We start from the raw sequence: 20,499 nt of genomic DNA, 5'->3' as shown, positions 1-20,499 counted from the left end.
GGAAGGTTGATCTTCAATGGCTGACGAGGAAGAGCTCGAACCAGCGATCGACGACTTGCGGACCGCGGATCATGTCTTGGAGCGAGAGTTCACGAAGCTGTGCGATGCCGCCCGCGAGTTGTTGCGCCCGGAGATGTCCTACGGCGCGTATCTCAAAGCTCTCCTCCACGCGGAGTTCCTGGAGGATGGACTCGACTTCGTCGGGCATGCTCTCCCACTGCGGCACGCGGTCTGGTGGGGGTGTTGCTGCATCGGCAAGGTGATGCCACCCGATGAGCCTGGGGAGAAGGACCGACAGGTCTTCGGCGCGACCTTTCGCTGGGTCGTGGAACCGACCGAGGAGCACCGGGCGGCGATTCAGCGGTTGACCCGTGTGGTCACCAAGCTCACCGCGCCGATCTTGCTTGGGCGTGCGACCGGCTTCGCGGAGTTGAAACTGCCGGAACCCTTGGCGGCGTTGAAACGCGACTTCCGCAAGGAGGGCGTGATTGCCGCCGGAAGCGCTCCAGCAGCTTGAAGGCGACGAGCAGGGCCGCGAGGCGTCGGCAGCGGAGCGTCATCCGGAATGGATTCGCGACGACTTGGCTGCTTCATCGGCCGTTCCGAGTGAGCCTGGGACACCGCCGGTTTCAGGCAATGAGAATCGCTCGCCCAGCGCTCCGGACACCATGTCCCAATGGGGCAGCGACGACGAAGAGCCGACGTCGGGTTCGCGGTCGCTCATGGATTGGATGTCGTCGCTTTTCTCGCGCAAGCCCTGACCGCTCGTTGGTTGTTTCCGGGAGCCTTCCCTGGGCGCTCGCGTTCGTCGGTCCTTGGGACGATGCGTTGCCTACAAGATGATCGCCGTCGCGATCACGAGGATGATGAAGACGCCGACGAGCGACGCCACCGCGATCCCGTAGAGGGCGATCGCCTGTTTTAGGTCGTCTTCCCTTTGCTCCACCGTCAGCAGCATACCGATCGTGGCGAGATTTACTTGAGCGACGAGGGCCCCGCGTGGCGCCTCGGGAGCCGTTTCGCTGTCGATGGCTTGTCGCATTTGTTCCATGTCGGGATAGCCGAACATCGCATGGGGTCGCAGTGATCGCATCGAGTAGTAGCCGCCCGCGATCGCGATGAAGATGGGGGCGAGCAGCAGGACGCCGACCCATTCCGAGTAGCGCATCGACCCGAGGCCCGCCGTGATCGTGATAAAGAGAAGTCCGACCCCGAAGTGCCTCAGCATCGCGAGGGCCTTCAGGTTCAGTTGGTTGAGCCGTTCGACCTGATTCCGATAGGCGATGTGGGCGCAGTCAAGCACCCAAGCGTAATCGTCGTCCGACTTTTGGGGACGGGTGTCTTCACACTGAACTAGGGCATGTTGATAGCGCTCGTCGTCGCGCACATCCTCGACCAAGAAGAGATAGTTCTCCAGGCGAGAGAACCACCGAGCGATCCCACCACCCTTGGCGCTTTGACTCATGATCCGCGTCCTCGATCCTGTTCGTTGCCGGCATCGGGTCCGAAGGCATGATCGTGACGCTCGCTCCAATGTCAATCACGAGGAGAGATTGGCCGACGCTGTCCTCCCGTGGGGAAATGCCCTGTCAGTCGATCTCGCTTCCCCACCAATCGGCGTTCGGTTTGTAGTTCGCCTCGAGGTAGCGGGCGTGCCGCCGTTCGAGTTGCTCCATGCCCTTGGTGCTCAGTTGTTTCCAGCGTGCGTCACGCTTGGCGGGATCGAATTGGAGATCCTTGGTGGGGAACTTGGCTTCGGTCGACGCGAGCCATCCCGCGAGTTGCCGTTTCATCCGTTCGGCTCGCTGGGGATGGCTGGCCAGGACGTCGTTCCGCTCGCCGACGTCGTTGCCGAGATGGTAGAGTTCGTGACGTCCATCCTCGTGGTAGAAGATGAGCTTCCAATCGCCCTCCATCAATATCGACGAGGGCTCTCCCCCTTGGTTGCCGTAGTGAGGGTAGTGCCAGTAGAGCGGGCGTTGCTCGAGGGGCTCGCCTTTGAGCAGAGGCACCAGACTCACACCGTCGACCTGCTGTCCCTTCGGGATGGCGACACTCGCGAGTTCCAGAAGAGTCGGATACCAATCGATACCACTGACGGGGACGTCGCTGACCGAACCGGCTTTGGTCGTTCCGGGAGCGTGGAGGTAGTAGGGTTCGCGAATGCCGCCCTCCCATTGCCGCCCCTTGCCGCCCCGCAGGGGAAGGTTGGAAGTGGAAAACGCATCCCCCGAGGAGACGCCGCCATTGTCGGACGTGAAGCAGATGATGGTCTTGTCGAGCAGATTGTTCTTCTCGAGCGAGGCCAGGACGATGCCGACCGCTTCGTCCATCGCCTCGACCATGCCGCCATAGATCGGGCAGTCTTGCACTTGGCGAACCGCGAGCCGGCGATCGAAGCGGAACCGCTCCTCGGGGAGTCCCGCCGCCACGGCCTTGTCGCGGTACTTTTTCCACAGGTTGGAGGTCGTTTGGATTGGCGCGTGGACGGTGTAGAAGGAGAGGTAGGCGAGGAAAGGATCGTCCTTGTTCGCATCGATGAAGTCGGCCGTTTCCCGCCCCAACCGGAGCGTGAGCGACTCGCCGTCGGGCCCATCGCCGAGGTTGGGGTTGCCGTAGGGTGAGAAGTAGCCGCCCCCGTAGGGCCCGCCGACATGGTAGCCCCCCTTGTTGATGCTGAAACCGTGATCTTGGGGCCATGAGCCCTTGTCGCCCAGATGCCACTTCCCGGCGAAGAAGGTCTTGTAGCCGGCGTCGCGGAGGACTTCCGCGAGAGTTTGCTCCGAGGCGGCGAGTTGTCGTTGGTACTCGGCGGGGAAATGGCTGTCGAAGCGTTTCCTCGATCGCCAGCTCTCCCCCGAGGCGTCGCCGATATAGGTCGTGATCCCGTGATTGACGGGATACTTGCCGGTCAGAATCGAGGCTCGCGACGGACTGCATACTTGGCAGGCCGCGTAGCCGCGCGTGAACTTCATGCCCATGCGGGCGATGCGATCGACGTTGGGCGTCTCGTGGAAGCGCGATCCCTCGTTGCTTAAGTCACGCACCCCGAGATCGTCGACGAGGAAGAAGACGATGTTGGGTTTCTCGGCCGCCATACCGGGATGGTCGCTTGCCAACAGGCAGGCGAGAGACAGGAGGAATCGGCTCACGTTGGACTCCCTTTGTAGAGACGTTCACGCTGTCGAGACATCGCTAGAGCTCTGCTCCAACTTGAAGTTGGCGCTAGCCCTTTCGCACTGGCTGACAAGCAGCCAGTGGCACCCCAAGAGTTTGATGGACCAGCGCACTAGTGAAGAGACTTCAAGTAGGCGACAAGGTCGGCCAGTTGCTCCGGTGTCAGGTTATCGACCATTCCCTTCGGCATCGTCGAGGTCTTCTGACGAACGCGCTCGTCGATGTAAGCGAGCGGTAGGACACGGCCTTTGCCGTTGCCCTGACGGATCTCAACGGTGTCGGAGGACTCCCTCACAATGAAGCCGTTGATCACTTCACCATCCTGAAGGACGAACGCGTAGGTGTCAAAACCTTGGGCGATGCGCTCGCTTGGCTTGAGGATCGACTCGAGCAGTTCGGGTGTCTTGGAGCGTTTGCCGATGTCGACCAGATGAGGGCCGATCGCCTTCTGGCCGTTGACGACCGAGTGACATGCCCGGCAGGTCTGTGACTTGAAGAGGGCCGCTCCGCGGTTCACGTCCCCCTTCGCTTGGCCGAAGCGTTTGACGATCGCCGCGTACTCGAGGTTGCCGATCTGGTTCGGATTCGACGGGTCGGCCTTGGGAACGGTCACCGTCATCACCTCTTCGGTCTCTTTCGGCTGAGTCGCTTTCGCGGCGAGTCCTTCGATGGCGACGCGATGCCGCGCGAGTTCGGTCTCGGCCTTGCCGGCAAGACGCTCGTCGGCTTGAAGCGCCTCCTTGATCGCGGCGGCGATCGGCTCGCTCCCTTCCCAAGTCACCGCCTGAAAGTACGGGCCACGGGTGTCCGGCCGAGTCCCCCACCAACCTTCCTTGTAGGGGGCCTCGCGATGGTAGAGCCGAATCAACGTGACGAGTAGAGCCTCGCGTTGGGCGGGATCGGTCGTCGTTGGTAGCCGTTTGATCAATCCCTCCACCGCTTCGGTGGTGTGCATCTTCCGCAAGGCCTGGAGCGCTCCGTCCGCGTAGGGACCGTCCAGGGCGGCGAGGCACTCGGTCACGCCGCCGGTCGCGATGATTGCCTGCACCGCCAGGTGGGGCAGCGTTCGGCCCGGATCGGGTTGGGCATGAAGCGGCTCTCCCGTCGGCGCGGGCAGATCCTCGCGACGCTGGGTCAGGGGAAGGAGATCCGGCACGGCTTTCGGGTCGCCGATCCGTCCCAGGCCGATGATCGCTTGAGCCTGCACCCGAGGGTCGGAGTCGGAGAGTCCCGCGAGGAAGGGCTCGAGCGGCACCTCTCCGAGTTGGCTCTTGCGATCGGCGAGCGCCTTGAGGGCGAATTCCCGAACCTTGTCGTCCTCGATGAGTTGGAGGAGGTAGGGATGAGCGTCGCGGCCTCGCCACTGCTTCAGCGTGAAGATCGCCGCGACCCGACCGGCCAGGGGCGCATGCGAGTCCGCCGCTAGCTTCTCGATGGCGCGGATCGACGCAGTCGTGGGGTTGCGGCGAAGGATTTCCTGCTGAGCGTGGAGCCGGGCGACGCCGCTCGGGTCGGCCAGCAGCTCAACGAGTTGCTTGTCGGAAAGCTCCTTCAGGTTCGGGAAGGGACGGGGCTGGTGACCCTTCGGAACGACGCGGGCGACGAAGCCGACTTCGGGGCCCTGGTAGACGAACATGCCGTTCTTCCAGCTCGCCAAGTAGAGTCGGCCACTGCCATCGACATCGAGGTCGGTCGGACGGGGAATCTTGACGAAGGTCTCCTGATCGGCATCGAACGTCGCTTGGTTCTTGGGAAAGCGATGACGAAAGATCTGCTGGCGGCCCCAGTCGCAGGTGTACGTCGCCTGCCCGTACTCGCTCGGCCAGCTCGGCTCATCGAGATGCAGCACGCCACAGCCCGATCCACCGCCGAACATTCCCAGAGGCGGCATCGTCTCCTCGGGAAAGTTGAGGTAGAGCGATGGGTAGCCGTAGTTCGCGGAGGGGAGTAGATGACTCACCCGAATGTCCCAACCGCCGCCGTCGTTGGTGTTGTCTCTCGTGAAGAGGTTCAAGTAGGGGTCGATCGCGACGTCCATGATGTTGCGAAGCCCGATGCAGACGAACTCCATCTCCCTCCCGTCGGGACGGACGCGCAGGACGCCACCGCCGCGATGGGAGATGGTCTCCCCATCGACCCCTTTGGCATCGATCATGCCGAAGTCGCCAACGGCGATGTAGATCCAGCCGTCAATTCCCATGCGGATGCCATTGGTGGTGTGGTCGGCGCCGCGTTTCTTGACGTAGTCGGTCGAGATGTTCTCAAGGAGGACTTCCTGGCGATCGGCGACTCCGTCGAGATCGTCGTCGTGAAAGAGGGTGAGCATCGGCGGATGCAGGACCCAAAGCCGCCCGGCGTCATAGATCAACCCACGCGGGTGATCGGCTTTGCAGAACTCGTTGATCGCGTCCGCTTTGCCGTCCCCATCAGTGTCGAGGCAACGAAGAACCTTCCCTTGGTTGGATTCCTTCCCGATCGACCCCTGGGGATCGACGCCGACGAAGAGCTCCCCGGTCGGGGCGGCGCTAAGACAGGTCGGGTAATTCACCTTCGGTGGCACGGCGAAGAGAGTCACCTCGAAATCTTCCGGTGCTTTGACATCCGAGAGCTTCGGGGGCACGGGGGGAGCCTTCTTCTTTTTCTTCGGAGCGGGCTTCTTGGCCGCATTCGCGGGCGCCTTCTCGGCGGCGAGCGAACGCCGGCCGATGCTCACGTTCACCACGGCCAACGCCATCAGAAGACATCCCAAGCCAACCGCCCAACGGCGCGGCGTCTCAAGGTCGAGAAGTCGTCTCATTCGAATCATCGATCGGTTCCTATCGTCGACGCCGAGGCGTCATCTCCCGGTTTTTGCCGATGCATCGACTGGGGATCGTCGTCGCCACGGAGGTTCAATTGGTTTCGGCCGCGTGGGCCGAAGAAGGTCTGACGGTAGCCTTGCTCCTCGCGAGACGAACCTGAGGCAGGTATCCCGGCGCCACGAGTTCCCGGTCATGAGCTGGAGCGAAAGGCGGGAAAGGGCGATCATGGTCGCGCCGCGACGGCGTTTCAACGACTATTTGTCATTTCCGATCGCGGGAGATCCTATCGGGAGGGGCAGATGGTGGAGGTTGGGGCCGAATGGATCGGTTGTCGGGGATGTCGTTGGGGGGTGGAGGTGAGATGGGCGCAAGCGACAAGGGCGACCGAAGCCGCCCTTGTGAGGTTGATCGAGTTGGCGAGGGGCCCTACTGGCCGATGCCGTACTTGACGTCGAACATGAAGTGATCGCGGGGGCTGCGAATGAGCTGGTACGGCGGGTTGTACTGGAAGCCCTCGACGAAGCGGACGGCGTCCTCGCGGTTCATGCCGGGATAGGGCGAGACCGCGGGGGGAGCGTAGGCACCCTTGTGCTGCTTGTGTTTCTTGAGGCAGCCGAGCAGTCCTCCCTTGCTGCCGCAGCAGCCGCTACCGCAAGACGAGCCCGCGGAGCAGCCCTCGCACGAGCTGCATCCCTCGTAGCCACCGTCGCACATGCCGCAGGAGCTAGCGCCGCAGCTAGGCGTGCCACACTTCTTGTGCTTGTGCTTCTTGAAGAAGCTCAGGAAGCCGGTGCACTTCTTGCCGCGCGGTTCGCAAGTGTCGCAGGACGAGCAGGTGTCGCAAGAGCCACACGAACCGGCGTCGAGGTATTCGCCTTCGCAACCGCACGATCCGGAGACGTCGCAGCCGGCGACGCCACAGCTTGAGCATCCGCCCTTGCCGCGGAGTCCCTGGCGGGCGCGAGCCGGCCAAGGCTTCTTGTGCCAGGGGAACTTGGAGGCCGAGTAGGGGTTGGCGTCGCAGCTATCGCCGTTGCACGAGCAGGTGTTGCACCCGCCGTCACAGCCGTTGTTGTAGTGCTTCCAGCAGAGGCGATTCATTCGAGCGATGGATCGGGCCTGCTCGATCGAATAGCGTCGGAGGAAGTGTTGGTACTTGTCCTCGCACGTCTTGCAGCAAGGGATGCCGCAGATGGTGACGTTCCAGGGGTTGCGAGCACGGACCGTGCTGACGGAGCTCGGTCCGGTCGCGGGGTTGCCGAAATAGGTTCGTGACTGGCACTTTCCGGCGTTGCAACTATTGGCGGCGGCGGGCAACGCGCCCGCGAGGACCGCGATAGGAGCCAAAAGGAGAGCTGCCAAGCGCGTTCGGTTCATAAGGCCATTCTCCGCAAGCAGAACAATCGTGTGATTCGGCCCACCGACGCGACCGAGTGCCACAGGGCCTCGAGGTCGATCCCATACTCCCGGGATCGGAACCCATCGGCGCGGTAGGGGTCTGCTCTGTTCATCGAACGTCGGAGGGGGGCGGCTTCGCCGATTGTGGGCTCAAGCGGGCGGTCTTGTGAGGAAGGGCGCGGCGCATTCGCGGAAGCGAGAAGAGACGGCAAGAATGGCAGAATCCGGGGGGAAATTGGAAAAACGCGGGGCCGGCGACTTGACAATCGGCCAGGGCGCGGGCGCATCAAAAACGTCTGCCTCCCGCAAGCGGGGAGCAGACGTTTTTGCTCGTTGTGGCACGGATCTATGGGAAGGCTTTGATAGCCGAACGAACTGGTTACCGCTTCTTCTTGACCGTCTTCTTTTTGACGACCTTCTTCTTGACGGCAGCCTTCTTCTTGACGGCGGCCTTCTTCTTCGGGGCGGCGGCCTTCGGCGCGACCTTCTTCTTAACGGCAGCCTTCTTTTTGACGGCAGCCTTCTTCTTCGGCGCAGCCTTCTTCTTGACGGCGGCCTTCTTCTTGACTGCCTTCTTCTTTACTGCCACTCTGTGGATCCTCCCATAAGGTCCTGCCCGACGATTCAACCGCGCTGGGGTACCGCCTACTGGCGGTGGGCTGTCGGCGGACAACTCCTTTCACACCTTAAGCCGGAGTCCCATAAACGCGCTGGGTGCCCGGCACCGGAGTCGACTGACCACGATCGAAACTCGATCGCGTCCAAGCGGTCACCGGGTCGCTTCACAGCCTGTGCTCGCGACCCGATGGCTGTCTGAATGATTCACCATTCATGAAACGATCAACGCTCCAAGATTGTTGAATCACCCAGTCGACGCCAACGCTGACATGCTACCCAGAGTTCAACATTTGTAAACATCAATTCACATCCACGTCGCCAACGGTGCGAAGCGATCATCATCTCCCTTCTCGCAACGATTTAAGGCAAATTACGGGGAATTCGTGAGTGACAATAATGTGTCACCACGAGTGGCTTGAAGGGCGACGTTCAAAAAAACTCGTCATTCAGAATGAAGGAGCACGGTTTTCCACATCGAGAACTCGTGGGAGGTCGCGGTGGTTCGAGGGCGTGGAACGTCACGTGGAGAGTGGAGGCTCGCGCCCTCCGCGACACTCCGTGCTTGGGGAGCCGGTGAACTCCATGGCGAACGCTCTCGCGTGGCCGCTAGCCGCGCATTGGGTTCGAGCGCCAAGGGAGGACGCGGCGCTACGAGGAGGAACGGTCCTTCGCAATGTCGGCGCGGAACATCATGTCGGTGAACTTGATGCCCTCGAGCGCCTCGTAGGCGCGCTTGCGGGCTTCCTCCAGGCCGTCGCCCAGCGCCGTGACGCCGAGCACGCGCCCGCCCGAAGTGACCACGCGGCCCTCGTCGAGCGTCGTGCCCGCGTGAAAGACCTTCAGGTCCTCATCGGAGCCGTAGCGATGCAGTCCCCGGATCGGCAGGCCCTTGCGATAGCTCCCCGGATACCCGCCCGAGGCGACCACGACACAGACCGCGTCGCGCTCGTCCCATTGCATGTCGATCTGGTCAAGTCCGCCGAAGACCGCGGCATGAAGCAACTCGGCCAAGTCGGTGCGCAGTCGCATCAGGAGGGGTTGGCACTCCGGGTCGCCGAAGCGGACGTTGAACTCAAGAACCTTGGGCCCCGCCGAGGTGATCATCAGTCCCGCGTACAGCACGCCGAGGAAGGGGCGTCGATCGACCCGCAACGCATGGACGATCGGAATGAAGACTTCCTGTTCGATGCGGCTCATCATCGCGTCGTCGACCAACGGGGCCGGCGAATAGGCCCCCATGCCTCCGGTGTTGGGGCCTTGATCGTCGTCGTAGGCGCGCTTGAAGTCCTGACTGGTCTCGAGGGGAACGATCGTCTTGCCGTCGGTGATGGCGAGGATGCTCGCCTCCTGGCCCACGAGACGTTCCTCGATGAGGATCCGGCTGCCCGCCTTGCCGAACTGGTCCTCGACCAGCATGCTCTTGCATGCCGCCAGCGCCTCTTCGGCATTGTCGCAGATGATCACCCCCTTGCCGGCGGCCAGACCATCGGCCTTGACGACGCAGGGAGCTTGATGGGCCTCGAGATAGGCCTCGGCGCTTTCGAGGTCGTCGAAGACGTGAAAATCGGCGGTCGGGACATTCGCTTTGCGCATCAACTGCTTGCAGAAGACCTTGCTCCCCTCGAGCTCCGCGGCCTTGGCCGAAGGCCCGAAGACACCGATGCCCGCCTCGCGCAAGTCATCGGCGAGACCGGCGACCAGGGGAGCTTCGGGACCGATGATGACGAAGGTGATCCGTTCGCGTTGGCAGAAGCGGATGATCTCGGCGTGGTTGTCCTGAGGAATCGCGACGTTGGTCCCATCGTTGGCCGTGCCCGCGTTTCCCGGCAAGCAGAAGACCTTCTCCACCTTCGGTGAGGTCGAGAGTTTCCAGACGAGGGCATGTTCTCGTCCCCCTTGGCCGATCACAAGTAGGCGCACGCTCTTTGTCACCTCCGATGGACACATCTGTCAGGGAGCCTCGAGTTTCCGTCACGTCGCGGTCGGTAGACAACCGGTCGCTGTCGGACCAATCGGGCTCCATGTCGGGTCGCGCGAAGCATCCCGACGCAAGGGAAATAAGTATCGAAGCGATCGGGGTCTGTCCTGGTTCCGTTTTGGAACTCGCGCTGGCGAGCCTTCGGGAGTCCTTCGCCTTGGAGCAAGCGGTCCCGTTCGCGTCAAGAAATGGACAACGCCCCAGGGAGTTGGGGCGTCGTCGTGACTCACTCGCTCGCGGAGAGTCGCTCAGTTCTCGACTTCCTCCGTGCCGACATTCAGGATGTCGAACTCCGACTCCGTCGAGAGCGACTCCTCGACCAGTGTCTCCTCGGCGAGAGGAGTCTCGTCGAGCGGCTCCTCGGGGAGGAGTTCGATCGACTGCGGGCGCGGCGGCATCGGCACCGCGTTGGGCTTGGCGACGGCGTCCTTGCCATTGACGACCGCCGGAGGAAGGGGCGTGATGTCGTTGACCTTCGCCGAGGGCGGAGCGGGTGCCTGGACCAGCTTCCGTTCGCGGGCCTGGGCCCCGTCGATCTGTCCGGTCTTCGGGTCGTAGATCGTCGTGCTCTCCTCGAGGATGATCGGGGAGGAGAGGTGGTCCGCCTCGATCTTCGCCTTGAAGCGTTCGTCGCCAGGACGATCGGCCCGCACTTGGATCTGGTAGATCAGCCGCTTGCGGGGCAGCATGTTGTTGAAGGCCGGGAAGGTGACGGTCCGTGTCCGGTCATCGTACTTGCCCTTCTGGACCCCCTCGGAGTCGACATAGGTCATCTTCTCGGGAATGACGCACGAGAGGACGAGGTTGTCGGCGGGCATCGAGCCCTGGTTGGTGATCTGGATCGCGTAGACCGTTTCCCCGCCGACGGGGACCGGATCGAGGCGGTCGATCAGCTCGGTCAGCAGAGCCGGGATGCCCTTGATGTTCAGGCATGCCGAGGGCGACTGCTGTTCGGGCACGCCGACCGCGGAGACCGACGCGACGTTGCAGACATTCTGACCGATGTCGGTCGCCACGCCGATGAACGAGACGCTTCGCTGTTGGCCCGGGGCGAGCGTGCCGAGATTCCAGATCACGGTATTGCCCTGGAGCTGGCCGCCGTCGGAGGCCTGACGCAAGCCGATCTGGGCGGGCAGATTGTCCCGAACGATCACGTTGTTCGCGGGAACGTTGCCGGTGTTCTGAACCGTAATGCGGAACTCGACCTCCGCTCCGACGAAGGCGAAGCCGGGGCCCTCCTTCTTGATTGAGAGCTGCGGTTGGCTGACCTCGACGCAGTGGCCCCCTTCGGCCTGCAAGCCCCCGTCGGCGGTGACGCGGACGTTGTTGCAGAGCCGGCCCTGGGAGCGAGGCGTTAGCACGATCGAGACCGCCCGCGACTGGTGGGCCGGGAGGTTGCCGAGTCGCAACTGGACCGGTCCGGCGCCCGACTCGTGGACGAATCCTTGGTCGAAGGTGTCGGTCACGACGACGTTGTTGGCCGGGCCGCTGCCGTTGTTGGTCACCGTGATCTGGAACGTGATCGGCTGACCGACGACGCCGGTGTCGGGAGCGGTCTTGGTCACCGCGAGGCTACCGACGACGACTTGGGTCGTGGCACACGAACGCCCGGTGAGTCCTTCGGCCATCACCGCCTCGGCACAGTTGGTCACCGTACCGGCCGCGGTCGCCAGGCAGTTGAGCTGGATCTGGACCGATTGCTGCGGTTCGAGCGGGCCAAAGGTCCAGAGCCGGTTGGCTCCCTGCTCCGTCGGCGGCGGATTGGCGCTGACGACTTGCAGGCTTTCGGGAATCGTATCGCGAACCGTCAGTCCCTCCGACCGGATCGAGCCCGAGTTGGTCACGACGATCTGGTAGGGGATCGTCTGGCCGACCGAGACCACCGGGGGCGCGGTCTTCTGGATCGACAACTGCGGCGAGAGCCACGTCTTGGTCATCTGCGAACGGGCCAGAACGAACGGCTTGCCCGTCGGCTTGTCGCTCGGGCGAACGACCTCAATGCCGACCACGTTGGCGCCGACGACCGGCTGGACCTGATTGAGGACCACCGTCGCTTTGCCGTCCTGGTCGGTGGTGACTTCAACGCTCTGCGATCCACCCGGATCGAGGGTGGCGGCGGGCCCGCTTTGGATGCGATAGCGCACTTTGTAGCCCTGGGCGGGCGAGCCGTCGCTGGTGCGCACGACTTGGGTGCAGATCGGGTGAGGCGTGCCGACCGGATTGACCGCCGACGGCGGGAAGATCGGCTGGGCGTCGACCCAGTGCTTGACCGCGAAAACCTTGTGCTTTTGCCAGTTGTAGATCCCCGGCGCGTAGGTGGTCACGTAGGACTCACCCTCTTGCGGTGAGGTGATCACGCACCAGGTCTGCCCCGGCTTGAGGTGAATGTCGTCGCTGGGGTCCTCGGTGCCGCGCGTGAGGGTGTGCGAGCGGTAGTTGGTGTAGCTCACCGCGTAGGTGTCATCGACGAGGTAGCCGCGCCCGGGCATCAGGCCACTTTCGTCCACCTCGACGATGTGCCCGACGCCTTGCAGGTGCCACTCGACTCGCCGGTTTCGCAAGCTGTTTCCCTCGGCGTCGCACACCGTCGCGATCAGGATGTGCTGCGTGGCGACCTGATTGACCGCTTCGGCGGGGGTGACGGTGATCGTGCACGCCTTGGGGTCGAAGTCACGGTAGAAGCCGCGAAAGGCGGGCTTGGCGTGTGTCCTGACCACGTTGTCGGGAAAGGGATTGCCCAACTTGAAAGGGTTGCCGCTCACGCCCAGGCAACCGGGCAATAGCGACAACAAGAGGACAGCACAAGCCAGTGGACGCAGCGTTCGGACGTAGTGGGTGCGCGGCTGTCGGCTCATGAGAACTCAACCCCCAGGCACGACCGAAGGCCAAGACCCGCGGTCGTCAAAGTCGTTTGAAGAATCGCAAATGATCACGAGGCGACCCCCACCATGGGTGGTGGTCACGAACTCTACGGAGACCCTATCACCCCCGAGAGGGGCAAGCGGGCGATGCGGACGTGGCGGCGCGAATTCGCTTCCGATTGACGACGTGTAACCCGCAAAGTTTGACATTGGCCGGTCACAGGCGATCGATTCTCCGAATTGTGGCTCAAGCCGTCGTGGAGAAATGGCGGGGGGAAGGCCTTCCGATGCGGGCATCGGCTGATAAAATCGGCCCTACGGGTTAGGAAACGTCCTCTCTTTCCCGCACGGGCGATTCCGGTTAACGCGGCGACGGCTCCTCGGTCTTCGGGACGATGATGGAACTGGTCGATCGACTTCAGGATTTCGTGGGTGCGGAGGTCGTCATCGACTGCGCGAGTCCCTACGCCATCGTGGGAACACTCGTCGCGGCCACGTCGCACTACGTCGAACTGCGCGACGCGGACATGCACGATCTTCGCGATAGCGCGACATCGCGAGAAAACTATGTGGTCAAGGCCGCCCGGCATGGAGTGGCGGCCAACCGAAAGCAACTCATCTTTCGAATTGAGGAACTGGTCGGCGTGTCACGGCTCAAAGACGTGATCGTCGGATGACCGCTCCGGGACCTCGAGGAGCACGCGATTCATGAGCGATGTTGCGGAGCGGCGACGGATTCAGTACTCCGGCTTCGTCCAGGGTGTCGGCTTTCGTTTTACCACCAGCGAGGTCGCGCGACGCTTCGACGTGACCGGCTACGTCAAGAATCTGGCGAACGGCGACGTCGAAGTTGTCGTAGAAGGCTACGGCCCCGAGATCGATCGCTTTGTGAGGGCCGTCGACGAGAGAATGAAGGGGAATATCGGCGACATTCGTTCCGAATCGGAGTCGCCGACCGGGGAATTTGATGGCTTTGCCATCATGTGACCATGGTAGCTCGCCAACTTGGTATCCTAGAGTGGCCTGGGCACGGACTTGAGGTCGAGACTCAAGTCCTCTACCCTAGCAAAATGGAAATCGGACGCCGCGGGTCGGAAACGGGCTCCGCGGATCGAAAGCCGTCTTGGGAACCGCCGGGGAACGTCTCTCGGCTCGATGGCCCACGGCGGTACACTGACCCAAGGATTCGTTCGCTCAAAGGGGGAAGATTCGGCGCATGAAGACTTTCGTGATCGCGCTCACGACCTACCGCGAGATTGTTCGCCGGCCCCTCTTTTGGATCGTCATCGGCATCGCATCGGTCATGCTTCTCGTCTTCTTCCCACTCATCCCGTACTACACGATGGGTGAGGACATCAAGATGGTCAAGGACCAAGGGCTCGCCCTGATCATGGTCTGCGGTCTGATCGTCGCGATCTTCTCCGCGAGCGTCTCGATCGCCGATGAGATCGAAGGCAAGACCGCCATCACCCTGCTCTCTAAGCCGATCAACCGCAGGAATTTCATCCTCGGCAAGTATTTCGGCATCATGGGGGCGATCTTCCTTCTCTTTCTGCTGCTGACCGTCGCCTTCTACATCTCGCTCTTCTTCAAGGCCGGCTACGACGCGAGGGAAAACTCGACCGACGCGCCGACCTATTTTTCGCGACTGAAGATGTTCACCGAAATGGCGCCCGGCATCGTGCTCGCCTATTGCCGAGTCGCGATTCTCGCCGCCCTCAGCGTCGCCTTCTCCACGCGGCTTCCGGTCTTCTTGAACATCACCGCGTGTATCCTGATCTTCCTGCTCGGGCACTTGGCCCCACAGATGGTTCAAGCCAGTAGTCAGGGCCAGTTCGAGGCGGTCGCGTTCCTCGCTCGCTTTTTCGCGACGATCCTACCTGGGCTCGAGTACTTCAACATCGGTCCGGCCATTTCCACCGACAAAGTCGTGCCCTGGATCGGGTACGTCTTGCCGTGTGCGATTTACACCGTCTTTTACGTCGCCGTCGCGCTGTTGCTCGCACTGCTCATGTTCGAGGATCGCGACTTGGCCTAGTAGCCCGGTCCCACCAATTCGTGGGGGACGACTGGCTGCTTGTCAGCCAGTGCCAAAGGGTCGGGGCTACACCAACGCACACTTCCAGTCTTGACGGTCCACGGGTCTGCTGATCGGTTCGCCCACTACCCGAGAGATCTTGGATGCCCACGCTTCAAGCATGTGTGGGCATGCGGTTAGTGCCTGCGTGCGAGAATCGACGCCCCACGTCCGCCCGCGTTCACCATTCCAGCCCTTCTCCAATCCTAGACCACCTTCCCCCTATGCCGACTCCGCCCTTCGCATTCCGGCGGTTTCGTACGATAATGAGTGGTGGAAGGCGTGCGTCAGGCGAAATACCAAGCCAAGGGGGGATGCCATGACGACCGCAACGCGATGGTGGCGCCCGGATGCCGATCGCATCGTTTGCGACCTCTGTCCTCGGGAATGTCGTCTCGCCCCGGGCCAGCGCGGGTTCTGTTTCGTCCGCCGCAACTCCGGCGGGGAGATGGAACTCACCACCTACGGCCGCAGCACCGGTTTCTGCATCGACCCGATCGAGAAGAAACCGCTCAACCACTTTCTGCCCGGCACCCCCGTCCTCTCATTCGGCACCGCCGGCTGCAACCTCGGTTGCAAGTTCTGCCAGAACTGGTCGATCAGCAAGTCACGCCAGATCGAGCAGCTCAGCGAACAGGCCAGCCCCCAAGCGATCGCCCAAGCCGCCGCCGAGTCGGGATGTCGTAGTGTCGCCTTCACCTACAACGACCCAGTCATTTGGGCCGAATACGCGATCGACACCGCCAAAGCGTGTCACGACCTCGGGCTGAAGACCATCGCGGTCACCGCCGGCTATATCACCCCCTCGGCCCGTGGCGAGTTCTTCGAACACATCGATGCCGCCAACGTCGACCTCAAGGCCTTTTCCGAGGTCTTCTACGAGAAGCTAACCCTCTCCCACTTGGAGCCGGTCCTCGACACCCTTCGTTGGCTCAAGCATGAGTCGGACGTCTGGTTCGAGATCACCAACCTGATCATCCCGGGCGCCAATGACACCCCCGACGAGTACCGCCGGATGGCCGACTGGGTCGTGGAGGAACTCGGCCCCGACGTCCCCGTCCATTTCACCGCGTTCCATCCCGACTTTCGCATGACCGATCGACCGCCGACGCCGCCGGAGGCGCTCGTCGAGGCGCGGGAGATCGCCCGTGACGCCGGGATCCATCACGCCTACGTCGGCAACGTCCACGATGTCGCCCGTCAGAGCACCTATTGCGCCTCGTGTGGCCAACTGCTCATCGAACGCGACTGGTACGAGTTGGGCAAGTACGAACTCGAAGGCGACCGTTGTCGCTACTGCCAGGAACCGTTGCCCGGTCTCTATGAGCCGACGCGCGGCGACTGGGGAGCCAAACGCCAGCCCATCAAGATCACCGAGCCCAAGGAGAGCGATATCGTTTCGATCCAACACGAGGGGGCGGGCGGCAGCCAGCCGGCGACACCGGCCCAACCAAAGATCAACCTCGACCCGGACCAGGCCCGACAACTTCTCGAGTTCGCTCGAGCGACGGTCGCCCACGCCATCCGACATGGAGAGACGGCCGAGATCCCCGCGTCCGGTCTACCGCGAGAGATCGCCGACGCGCCCGCCTTTGGCGTCTTCGTCACCCTGACCCGCAGCGGTGCCCTTCGAGCTTGTCGTGGCTATTGGGGGAAAGTCGGCCGACTCGAAGAGGTTGTCGGTTCCGCCGCCCGCGACAGCGCCACTCTCGATCCACGGTTCCCGGGCATTGTGCTCGAGGAAGTGCCGCTGCTTGAGCTCGACGTTTCGCTGCTTCATCGTCCGCGCGTGCTTGATCGGTCGGCTGCCGATTGGCCGAAGCAGATCGTCGTCGGCCGTGACGGCTTGGTGCTCAACCATCCCAAGGGGCGAGGGCTGTTGCTGCCGCAAGTGGCGTCGGAACGGGGCTGGGATGTCCCGACCTTTCTGAAGCATCTCTCGATGAAGGCCGGTCTCCCGGAGGAGGCGTGGCGCGATCCGGAGACCAAGCTGCTCGCCTTCTCCGCCCGAGTCTATCGCGATCCCCCTCGCTACCAAGAGTGCGATGTGGCCTCGCTTGGCAAGGAGGCGATGGAGCACCTTGGCGAGATCGCGCGCGCCATCCTCGTTGGATGCGCGCCCCCGAGTCTCGCGCTCCGGCCGGAGTTGACCGAGACGGCTCCCGTGCGCCGGGGAATCCTGCTGAACCTGTCGACGGGCGGGCGGGAAGCCTACTTCGGCATCAACGAGTCATTGGCCCAAATGACGGCGCAAGCGGCCCAGCGCGTCCTCGCCCGCGCTCGCAAGCATCAACGGCACCCCGGCGAACTCGCTTCGATCATCACCCTGTTTCGGCCGTTGGCCCTTCGGGCCGGCGAGGATCCGAGTCGACATCGCGGGCTGGCTCAATCGGCGATCCTCGCGCAGGGCGGCGAGTCGTACGCCTTGTCGATCCCCGCGCCCGATCGTGGAAGAAACGTTGTCGAACACACGCTCAAGGCCGCGGGCAAGTCGCTCGAGGAGTGGCGCGCGAAGCCGAACGAAACTTCCGTGACGGCATTCTCCGTCTTTGGCTACCGGCCAGCCGCCCGGACCGAGCGTCGACCCGTTCGGGCGCCGGCCCGAGCTGGGCAGTTCTACCCGGCGGACGAAGCGACCATGCTCCAGCGTATCGATCACTTTCTTTCGCAAGGGGAGCCCGATAACGAGGCGTCGTGCCGCGCGGTCATGTTGCCGCACGCCGGTTGGTCCTTCTGTGGAAGCATCATCGGCAAGACGCTCGCGCGGACCCGCGTCCCCAAGACGGCGATCGTCCTTTCGCCCAAGCACACGCCCCTTGGATCGCGCTGGTCGATTTCCGCCGCCGATGCCTGGGAGTTTCCTGGTCGCCGCGTTCCGGTGGCCACCGATCTTCGCGACCGTCTCGTGGCCCGCTGCGCCGCGATCGACATCGAGGACGAAGCCCACCGCCTCGAGCACGGGATCGAAGTTCTCGTTCCGTTTCTCGCCAAGAAGCAACCGGAGCTGCGGATCTTGCCGTTGGTCGTTGGGCAAGCGTCATTTGAGGAGACGGCCACGTTGGCCGAGGCGCTCGTCGAGGTACTCGGCGAGGTCGATGACCAGCCGCTGCTCGTCATTTCCAGCGACATGAACCACTTCGCCACCGAGGAGGAAAACCGCCGTCTCGACCATCTCGCGATCGATGCCATGGTCACCGGAGATGCCCGCACGCTGCACGACACGGTGCGTGGTCATTCGATCAGCATGTGCGGCGTGCTCCCGGCGGTCACCGTCCTTCAGGTCCTCGAGCGCCGGGCGGGCGAGAAGTCAGCCCCGGAACTCGTCGACTACACCAACAGCGGCCAAGTCGCCGGGGACAACGCCCGCGTCGTCGGCTACGCCGGCGTCGTCATCGCGTGATTGGGTGGACACTCGACCCCCCCCTACCCCAACAGCAACGCCCCATCGAGCTTGCAGGCGACCACCGCGTAGAGCCGGCCGAACTCGAAGCCGCCGACGAAGGATGGATCGCCCTCGAGATGCCCCGCGACATCGTCGACCTGACGCCCGAGGACCTCGCGGAGATCGGGGCAGTCGAGCAGGCTCAGTTTTCGCCGGCAACCCTCGATGTACCAGCCGATGTCGTGATGGACGTCGGGCACTTCGTGGTGACGCTCCGGTGGCATGCCGAGGTCGACAAGACGGTCCTCGACCCAGCGACGCGGGTGCTCGCGAAAGGGCTCGATCCCGGCCAGCAAGTTGATCGCTTCCCGAAGGCGAAAAAGCTCCCGAAAGTGGGCCTCGGCACGGCTACGGCGCAGCGGCGAGACCTCCCAGCCGGTGACGACCAGTCGTCCCCCCGGCCGGAGCACTCGCTTGAGTTCCTTCAGGCAGTCGATCTCCCGATAGGGCGAGTAGGCCGCGACCGCCGCGATCAGGTAGTCGGCGCCGACCACGTCGAAACTCGCGTCGGGGATCTGTGTCATCGCCGTGACATCGGCTAGGGTGAACTCGACGCGATCGGCCAACTCGGCCACGCGGGCCCGCGCCGGCGGAACTTCCTCCTCGAGACAGGTGACCGAGACGAGTCGGCCCGGCGCGGACTCGGCGAGATAGCGCGTGAAGTGCCCTTCCCCGGTCCCCGCGTCGAGGACCGACTTCCCCTCGAGCGAGAGTCCCGTCAATGCCTCGTCCCAGAGCCGGCGGCGGGCGGCGAATCGGCGGTCGACTTCATTCATGGCTTCTGCTTCGCTTGCTGCTCGTTCCTGACCTTCGAATCCCTTAGTCTAGAGAGTAGCCGAGGCGTCGGCTTGTCCACGAAGAGACGAGGGAACCCTTGAGCCGTTCACGACCGCGACCGCGTTTCGATTTGAGCCGCTGCCAAGCCTCCGGGTGGTGCGTGAGTGTCTGTCCCACTGCCTGCCTCGATCTATGGAACGACCGGCCGGGGCTCCTCTACCCGGAGCGTTGTTCGTCGTGCGGGGCGTGCGAACTCCTCTGTCCCACCGACGCGATCACCCTCGAGGCCCCCGCCCCATCAGTCTCCCATGACAAGGACCACGGATCGTGAAAGACCCGACGAGACGGATCTCGCGCCGGCTCGAGCCCTCGCGCGAACGCGTCGAGGACCTTCTCGAGGAGGTCGAAGCCTTCGCGAACGAGCCGGTCGTGACCTGTCGGCGGCAAGCGATGGCGTGCGCCTTCGACTTGCAGTTCGCCAAGTCCGCCAACCACCGCGTCGCGTTGACTTCGCTCGAGATGATCGACGATCTCGAGGCTCAGATGACGGTCTACCAAGACGACAGCGAGCTCTCCGAGATCAACGCCAAGGCGGCCGAAACGCCAGTCGTCGTCGAGGAGCGGCTCTTCGAGTTGCTCGCGCGCTGCCGGGCGCTGAGTCTGCAAACCGGTGGGGCCTTTGACATCACCTCCGGACCGCTGATCAAGGCGTGGGGGTTCTATCGCCGCGAGGGGCATCTTCCGACCCCGGATGAACTCCGCGAGGCCCGTGCTCGCGTCGGGATCGACAAGGTCCGCTTCGACCCCCGGGCGAAGACCGTTCGGTTCACCAAGCCCGGCATCGAGCTGAATCTCGGCGCCATCGGCAAGGGCTACGCCCTCGACCGCGTCGGGGAGTACCTTCGCGAGCAAGAATTCGGCGCCGCCCTGCTCAGCGCGGGGCATAGCAGTCTGCTGGCTCTCGGCCGACCGAGCTGGGACGTCGCGTGGCACGTCGACCTTCGCGATCCGCGCGACCTGCATCGCCAACTCGCGATGGTCCGGCTGCGCGATCAGGCCCTCTCCACCAGCAGCGCCTCGCAGCAATACTTCGACGTCGACGGCAAACGCTACGGCCACCTAATCGACCCTCGCACCGGGTGGCCGACCGAGGGCGTCTTGCAAGTCACCGTCGCCGCCCCCGATGCCACGCTCGCCGAGGGTCTCTCGACCGCCTTCTTCATCCATGGTTGGGAGTGGACCGCGTCGTACGTGAAGCGTCATCCGGAGCTGGGTGTCCTGATGGTCCTCCAGGAGGATCCGGCCAAGCCCGCCCGCGTCGAAGTCACCGGGACGATCGACGTCGACATGGCCGACGCGTAGACCCGCTT

16 protein-coding genes and 1 pseudogene are annotated in these 20,499 nt (G+C 63.4%); 9 read left to right on the top strand and 8 right to left on the bottom strand.

The features are described from left to right. Positions 1–16: 16 nt before the first annotated feature. Together Pan216_RS00865 and Pan216_RS00860 are read left to right on the top strand one after the other, a co-directional pair. The gene (locus Pan216_RS00865; RefSeq protein WP_145253469.1) at positions 17–517 is read left to right on the top strand and encodes a DUF6931 family protein; all 501 of its coding nucleotides are present in this window, start codon (positions 17–19) and stop codon (positions 515–517) included. Beyond that, positions 489–761 carry a hypothetical protein gene (locus Pan216_RS00860; protein WP_145253467.1) on the top strand — a complete coding sequence of 91 codons (273 nt, stop codon included), beginning with the start codon at positions 489–491 and terminating at the stop codon, positions 759–761. Before Pan216_RS00865 ends, Pan216_RS00860 begins: the two co-directional genes overlap by 29 nt. A gap of 71 nt (positions 762–832) precedes the next feature. Here Pan216_RS00860 and Pan216_RS00855 read toward each other — a convergent pair whose 3' ends face one another. From Pan216_RS00855 to Pan216_RS00825, 7 genes are all read right to left on the bottom strand, one after another. Then, positions 833–1,465: a hypothetical protein gene (locus Pan216_RS00855; RefSeq protein ID WP_145253465.1), complete on the bottom strand. Its 633-nt coding sequence runs from the start codon at positions 1,463–1,465 to the stop codon at positions 833–835. A 124-nt stretch (positions 1,466–1,589) separates the two neighbouring features. Next, positions 1,590–3,152, bottom strand: a complete 1,563-nt coding sequence (locus tag Pan216_RS00850; RefSeq protein ID WP_419193122.1) for a sulfatase — start codon at positions 3,150–3,152, stop codon at positions 1,590–1,592. A 137-nt stretch (positions 3,153–3,289) separates the two neighbouring features. Beyond that, positions 3,290–5,983 (bottom strand): DUF7133 domain-containing protein, encoded by a 2,694-nt coding sequence (locus tag Pan216_RS00845; RefSeq protein ID WP_145253463.1) that lies wholly within the window; start codon positions 5,981–5,983, stop codon positions 3,290–3,292. Positions 5,984–6,404: 421 nt separating this feature from the next. After that, the gene (locus tag Pan216_RS00840; RefSeq protein WP_145253461.1) at positions 6,405–7,355 is read right to left on the bottom strand and encodes a hypothetical protein; all 951 of its coding nucleotides are present in this window, start codon (positions 7,353–7,355) and stop codon (positions 6,405–6,407) included. A 400-nt stretch (positions 7,356–7,755) separates the two neighbouring features. Beyond that, entirely contained in the window at positions 7,756–7,965 is a 210-nt protein-coding gene (locus tag Pan216_RS00835; RefSeq protein WP_419193121.1) for a hypothetical protein, read from the bottom strand. 677 nt (positions 7,966–8,642) lie between these two features. After that, positions 8,643–9,941 carry a phosphoribosylamine--glycine ligase gene (gene purD / locus Pan216_RS00830; protein ID WP_419193120.1) on the bottom strand — a complete coding sequence of 433 codons (1,299 nt, stop codon included), beginning with the start codon at positions 9,939–9,941 and terminating at the stop codon, positions 8,643–8,645. Positions 9,942–10,220: 279 nt separating this feature from the next. Beyond that, a complete protein-coding gene (locus Pan216_RS00825) occupies positions 10,221–12,827 on the bottom strand; it encodes a DUF7507 domain-containing protein (protein WP_145253457.1) in 2,607 nt (868 codons plus the stop codon). Between the two features lie 401 nt (positions 12,828–13,228). Between Pan216_RS00825 and Pan216_RS00820 the strand changes: the two genes are divergently transcribed. The 5 genes and pseudogenes from Pan216_RS00820 (at position 13,229) to amrB (ending at position 18,310) form a co-directional block, all read left to right on the top strand. Then, complete coding sequence (locus Pan216_RS00820; RefSeq protein WP_145253455.1) at positions 13,229–13,510, top strand: hypothetical protein; 282 nt, start codon at positions 13,229–13,231, stop codon at positions 13,508–13,510. 31 nt (positions 13,511–13,541) lie between these two features. Further along, positions 13,542–13,820, top strand: a complete 279-nt coding sequence (locus Pan216_RS00815) for an acylphosphatase (RefSeq protein ID WP_145253453.1) — start codon at positions 13,542–13,544, stop codon at positions 13,818–13,820. A gap of 229 nt (positions 13,821–14,049) precedes the next feature. Beyond that, positions 14,050–14,871: an ABC transporter permease gene (locus tag Pan216_RS00810; protein WP_145253451.1), complete on the top strand. Its 822-nt coding sequence runs from the start codon at positions 14,050–14,052 to the stop codon at positions 14,869–14,871. A 358-nt stretch (positions 14,872–15,229) separates the two neighbouring features. Next, a pseudogene (gene amrS, locus Pan216_RS27925) lies at positions 15,230–16,288 on the top strand (AmmeMemoRadiSam system radical SAM enzyme); the annotation flags it as partial. Then, positions 16,274–18,310 carry an AmmeMemoRadiSam system protein B gene (amrB, locus tag Pan216_RS00805; RefSeq protein ID WP_419193705.1) on the top strand — a complete coding sequence of 679 codons (2,037 nt, stop codon included), beginning with the start codon at positions 16,274–16,276 and terminating at the stop codon, positions 18,308–18,310. The pseudogene amrS and the gene amrB, both read left to right, overlap by 15 nt. A 23-nt stretch (positions 18,311–18,333) precedes the next feature. Here the strand turns inward: amrB and Pan216_RS00800 are convergent, their stop codons facing one another. Continuing rightward, complete coding sequence (locus Pan216_RS00800) at positions 18,334–19,128, bottom strand: class I SAM-dependent methyltransferase (RefSeq protein ID WP_145253447.1); 795 nt, start codon at positions 19,126–19,128, stop codon at positions 18,334–18,336. A gap of 161 nt (positions 19,129–19,289) precedes the next feature. On the opposite strand from Pan216_RS00800, the gene Pan216_RS00795 reads away from it, so the two are divergent. Both Pan216_RS00795 and Pan216_RS00790 read left to right on the top strand, forming a co-directional pair. Continuing rightward, positions 19,290–19,460: an ATP-binding protein gene (locus tag Pan216_RS00795; protein ID WP_419193704.1), complete on the top strand. Its 171-nt coding sequence runs from the start codon at positions 19,290–19,292 to the stop codon at positions 19,458–19,460. Next, complete coding sequence (locus Pan216_RS00790) at positions 19,457–20,491, top strand: FAD:protein FMN transferase (protein WP_145253443.1); 1,035 nt, start codon at positions 19,457–19,459, stop codon at positions 20,489–20,491. The genes Pan216_RS00795 and Pan216_RS00790 overlap by 4 nt, the downstream gene beginning before the upstream one ends. Positions 20,492–20,499: the final 8 nt, after the last annotated feature.

Source organism: Kolteria novifilia (genome assembly GCA_007748055.1).
GTDB classification, from domain to species: domain Bacteria; phylum Planctomycetota; class Planctomycetia; order Kolteriales; family Kolteriaceae; genus Kolteria; species Kolteria novifilia.
The sequence above is the reverse complement of the archived record's forward strand: the minus strand, read 5'-3'. Positions and strand labels throughout refer to the sequence as shown.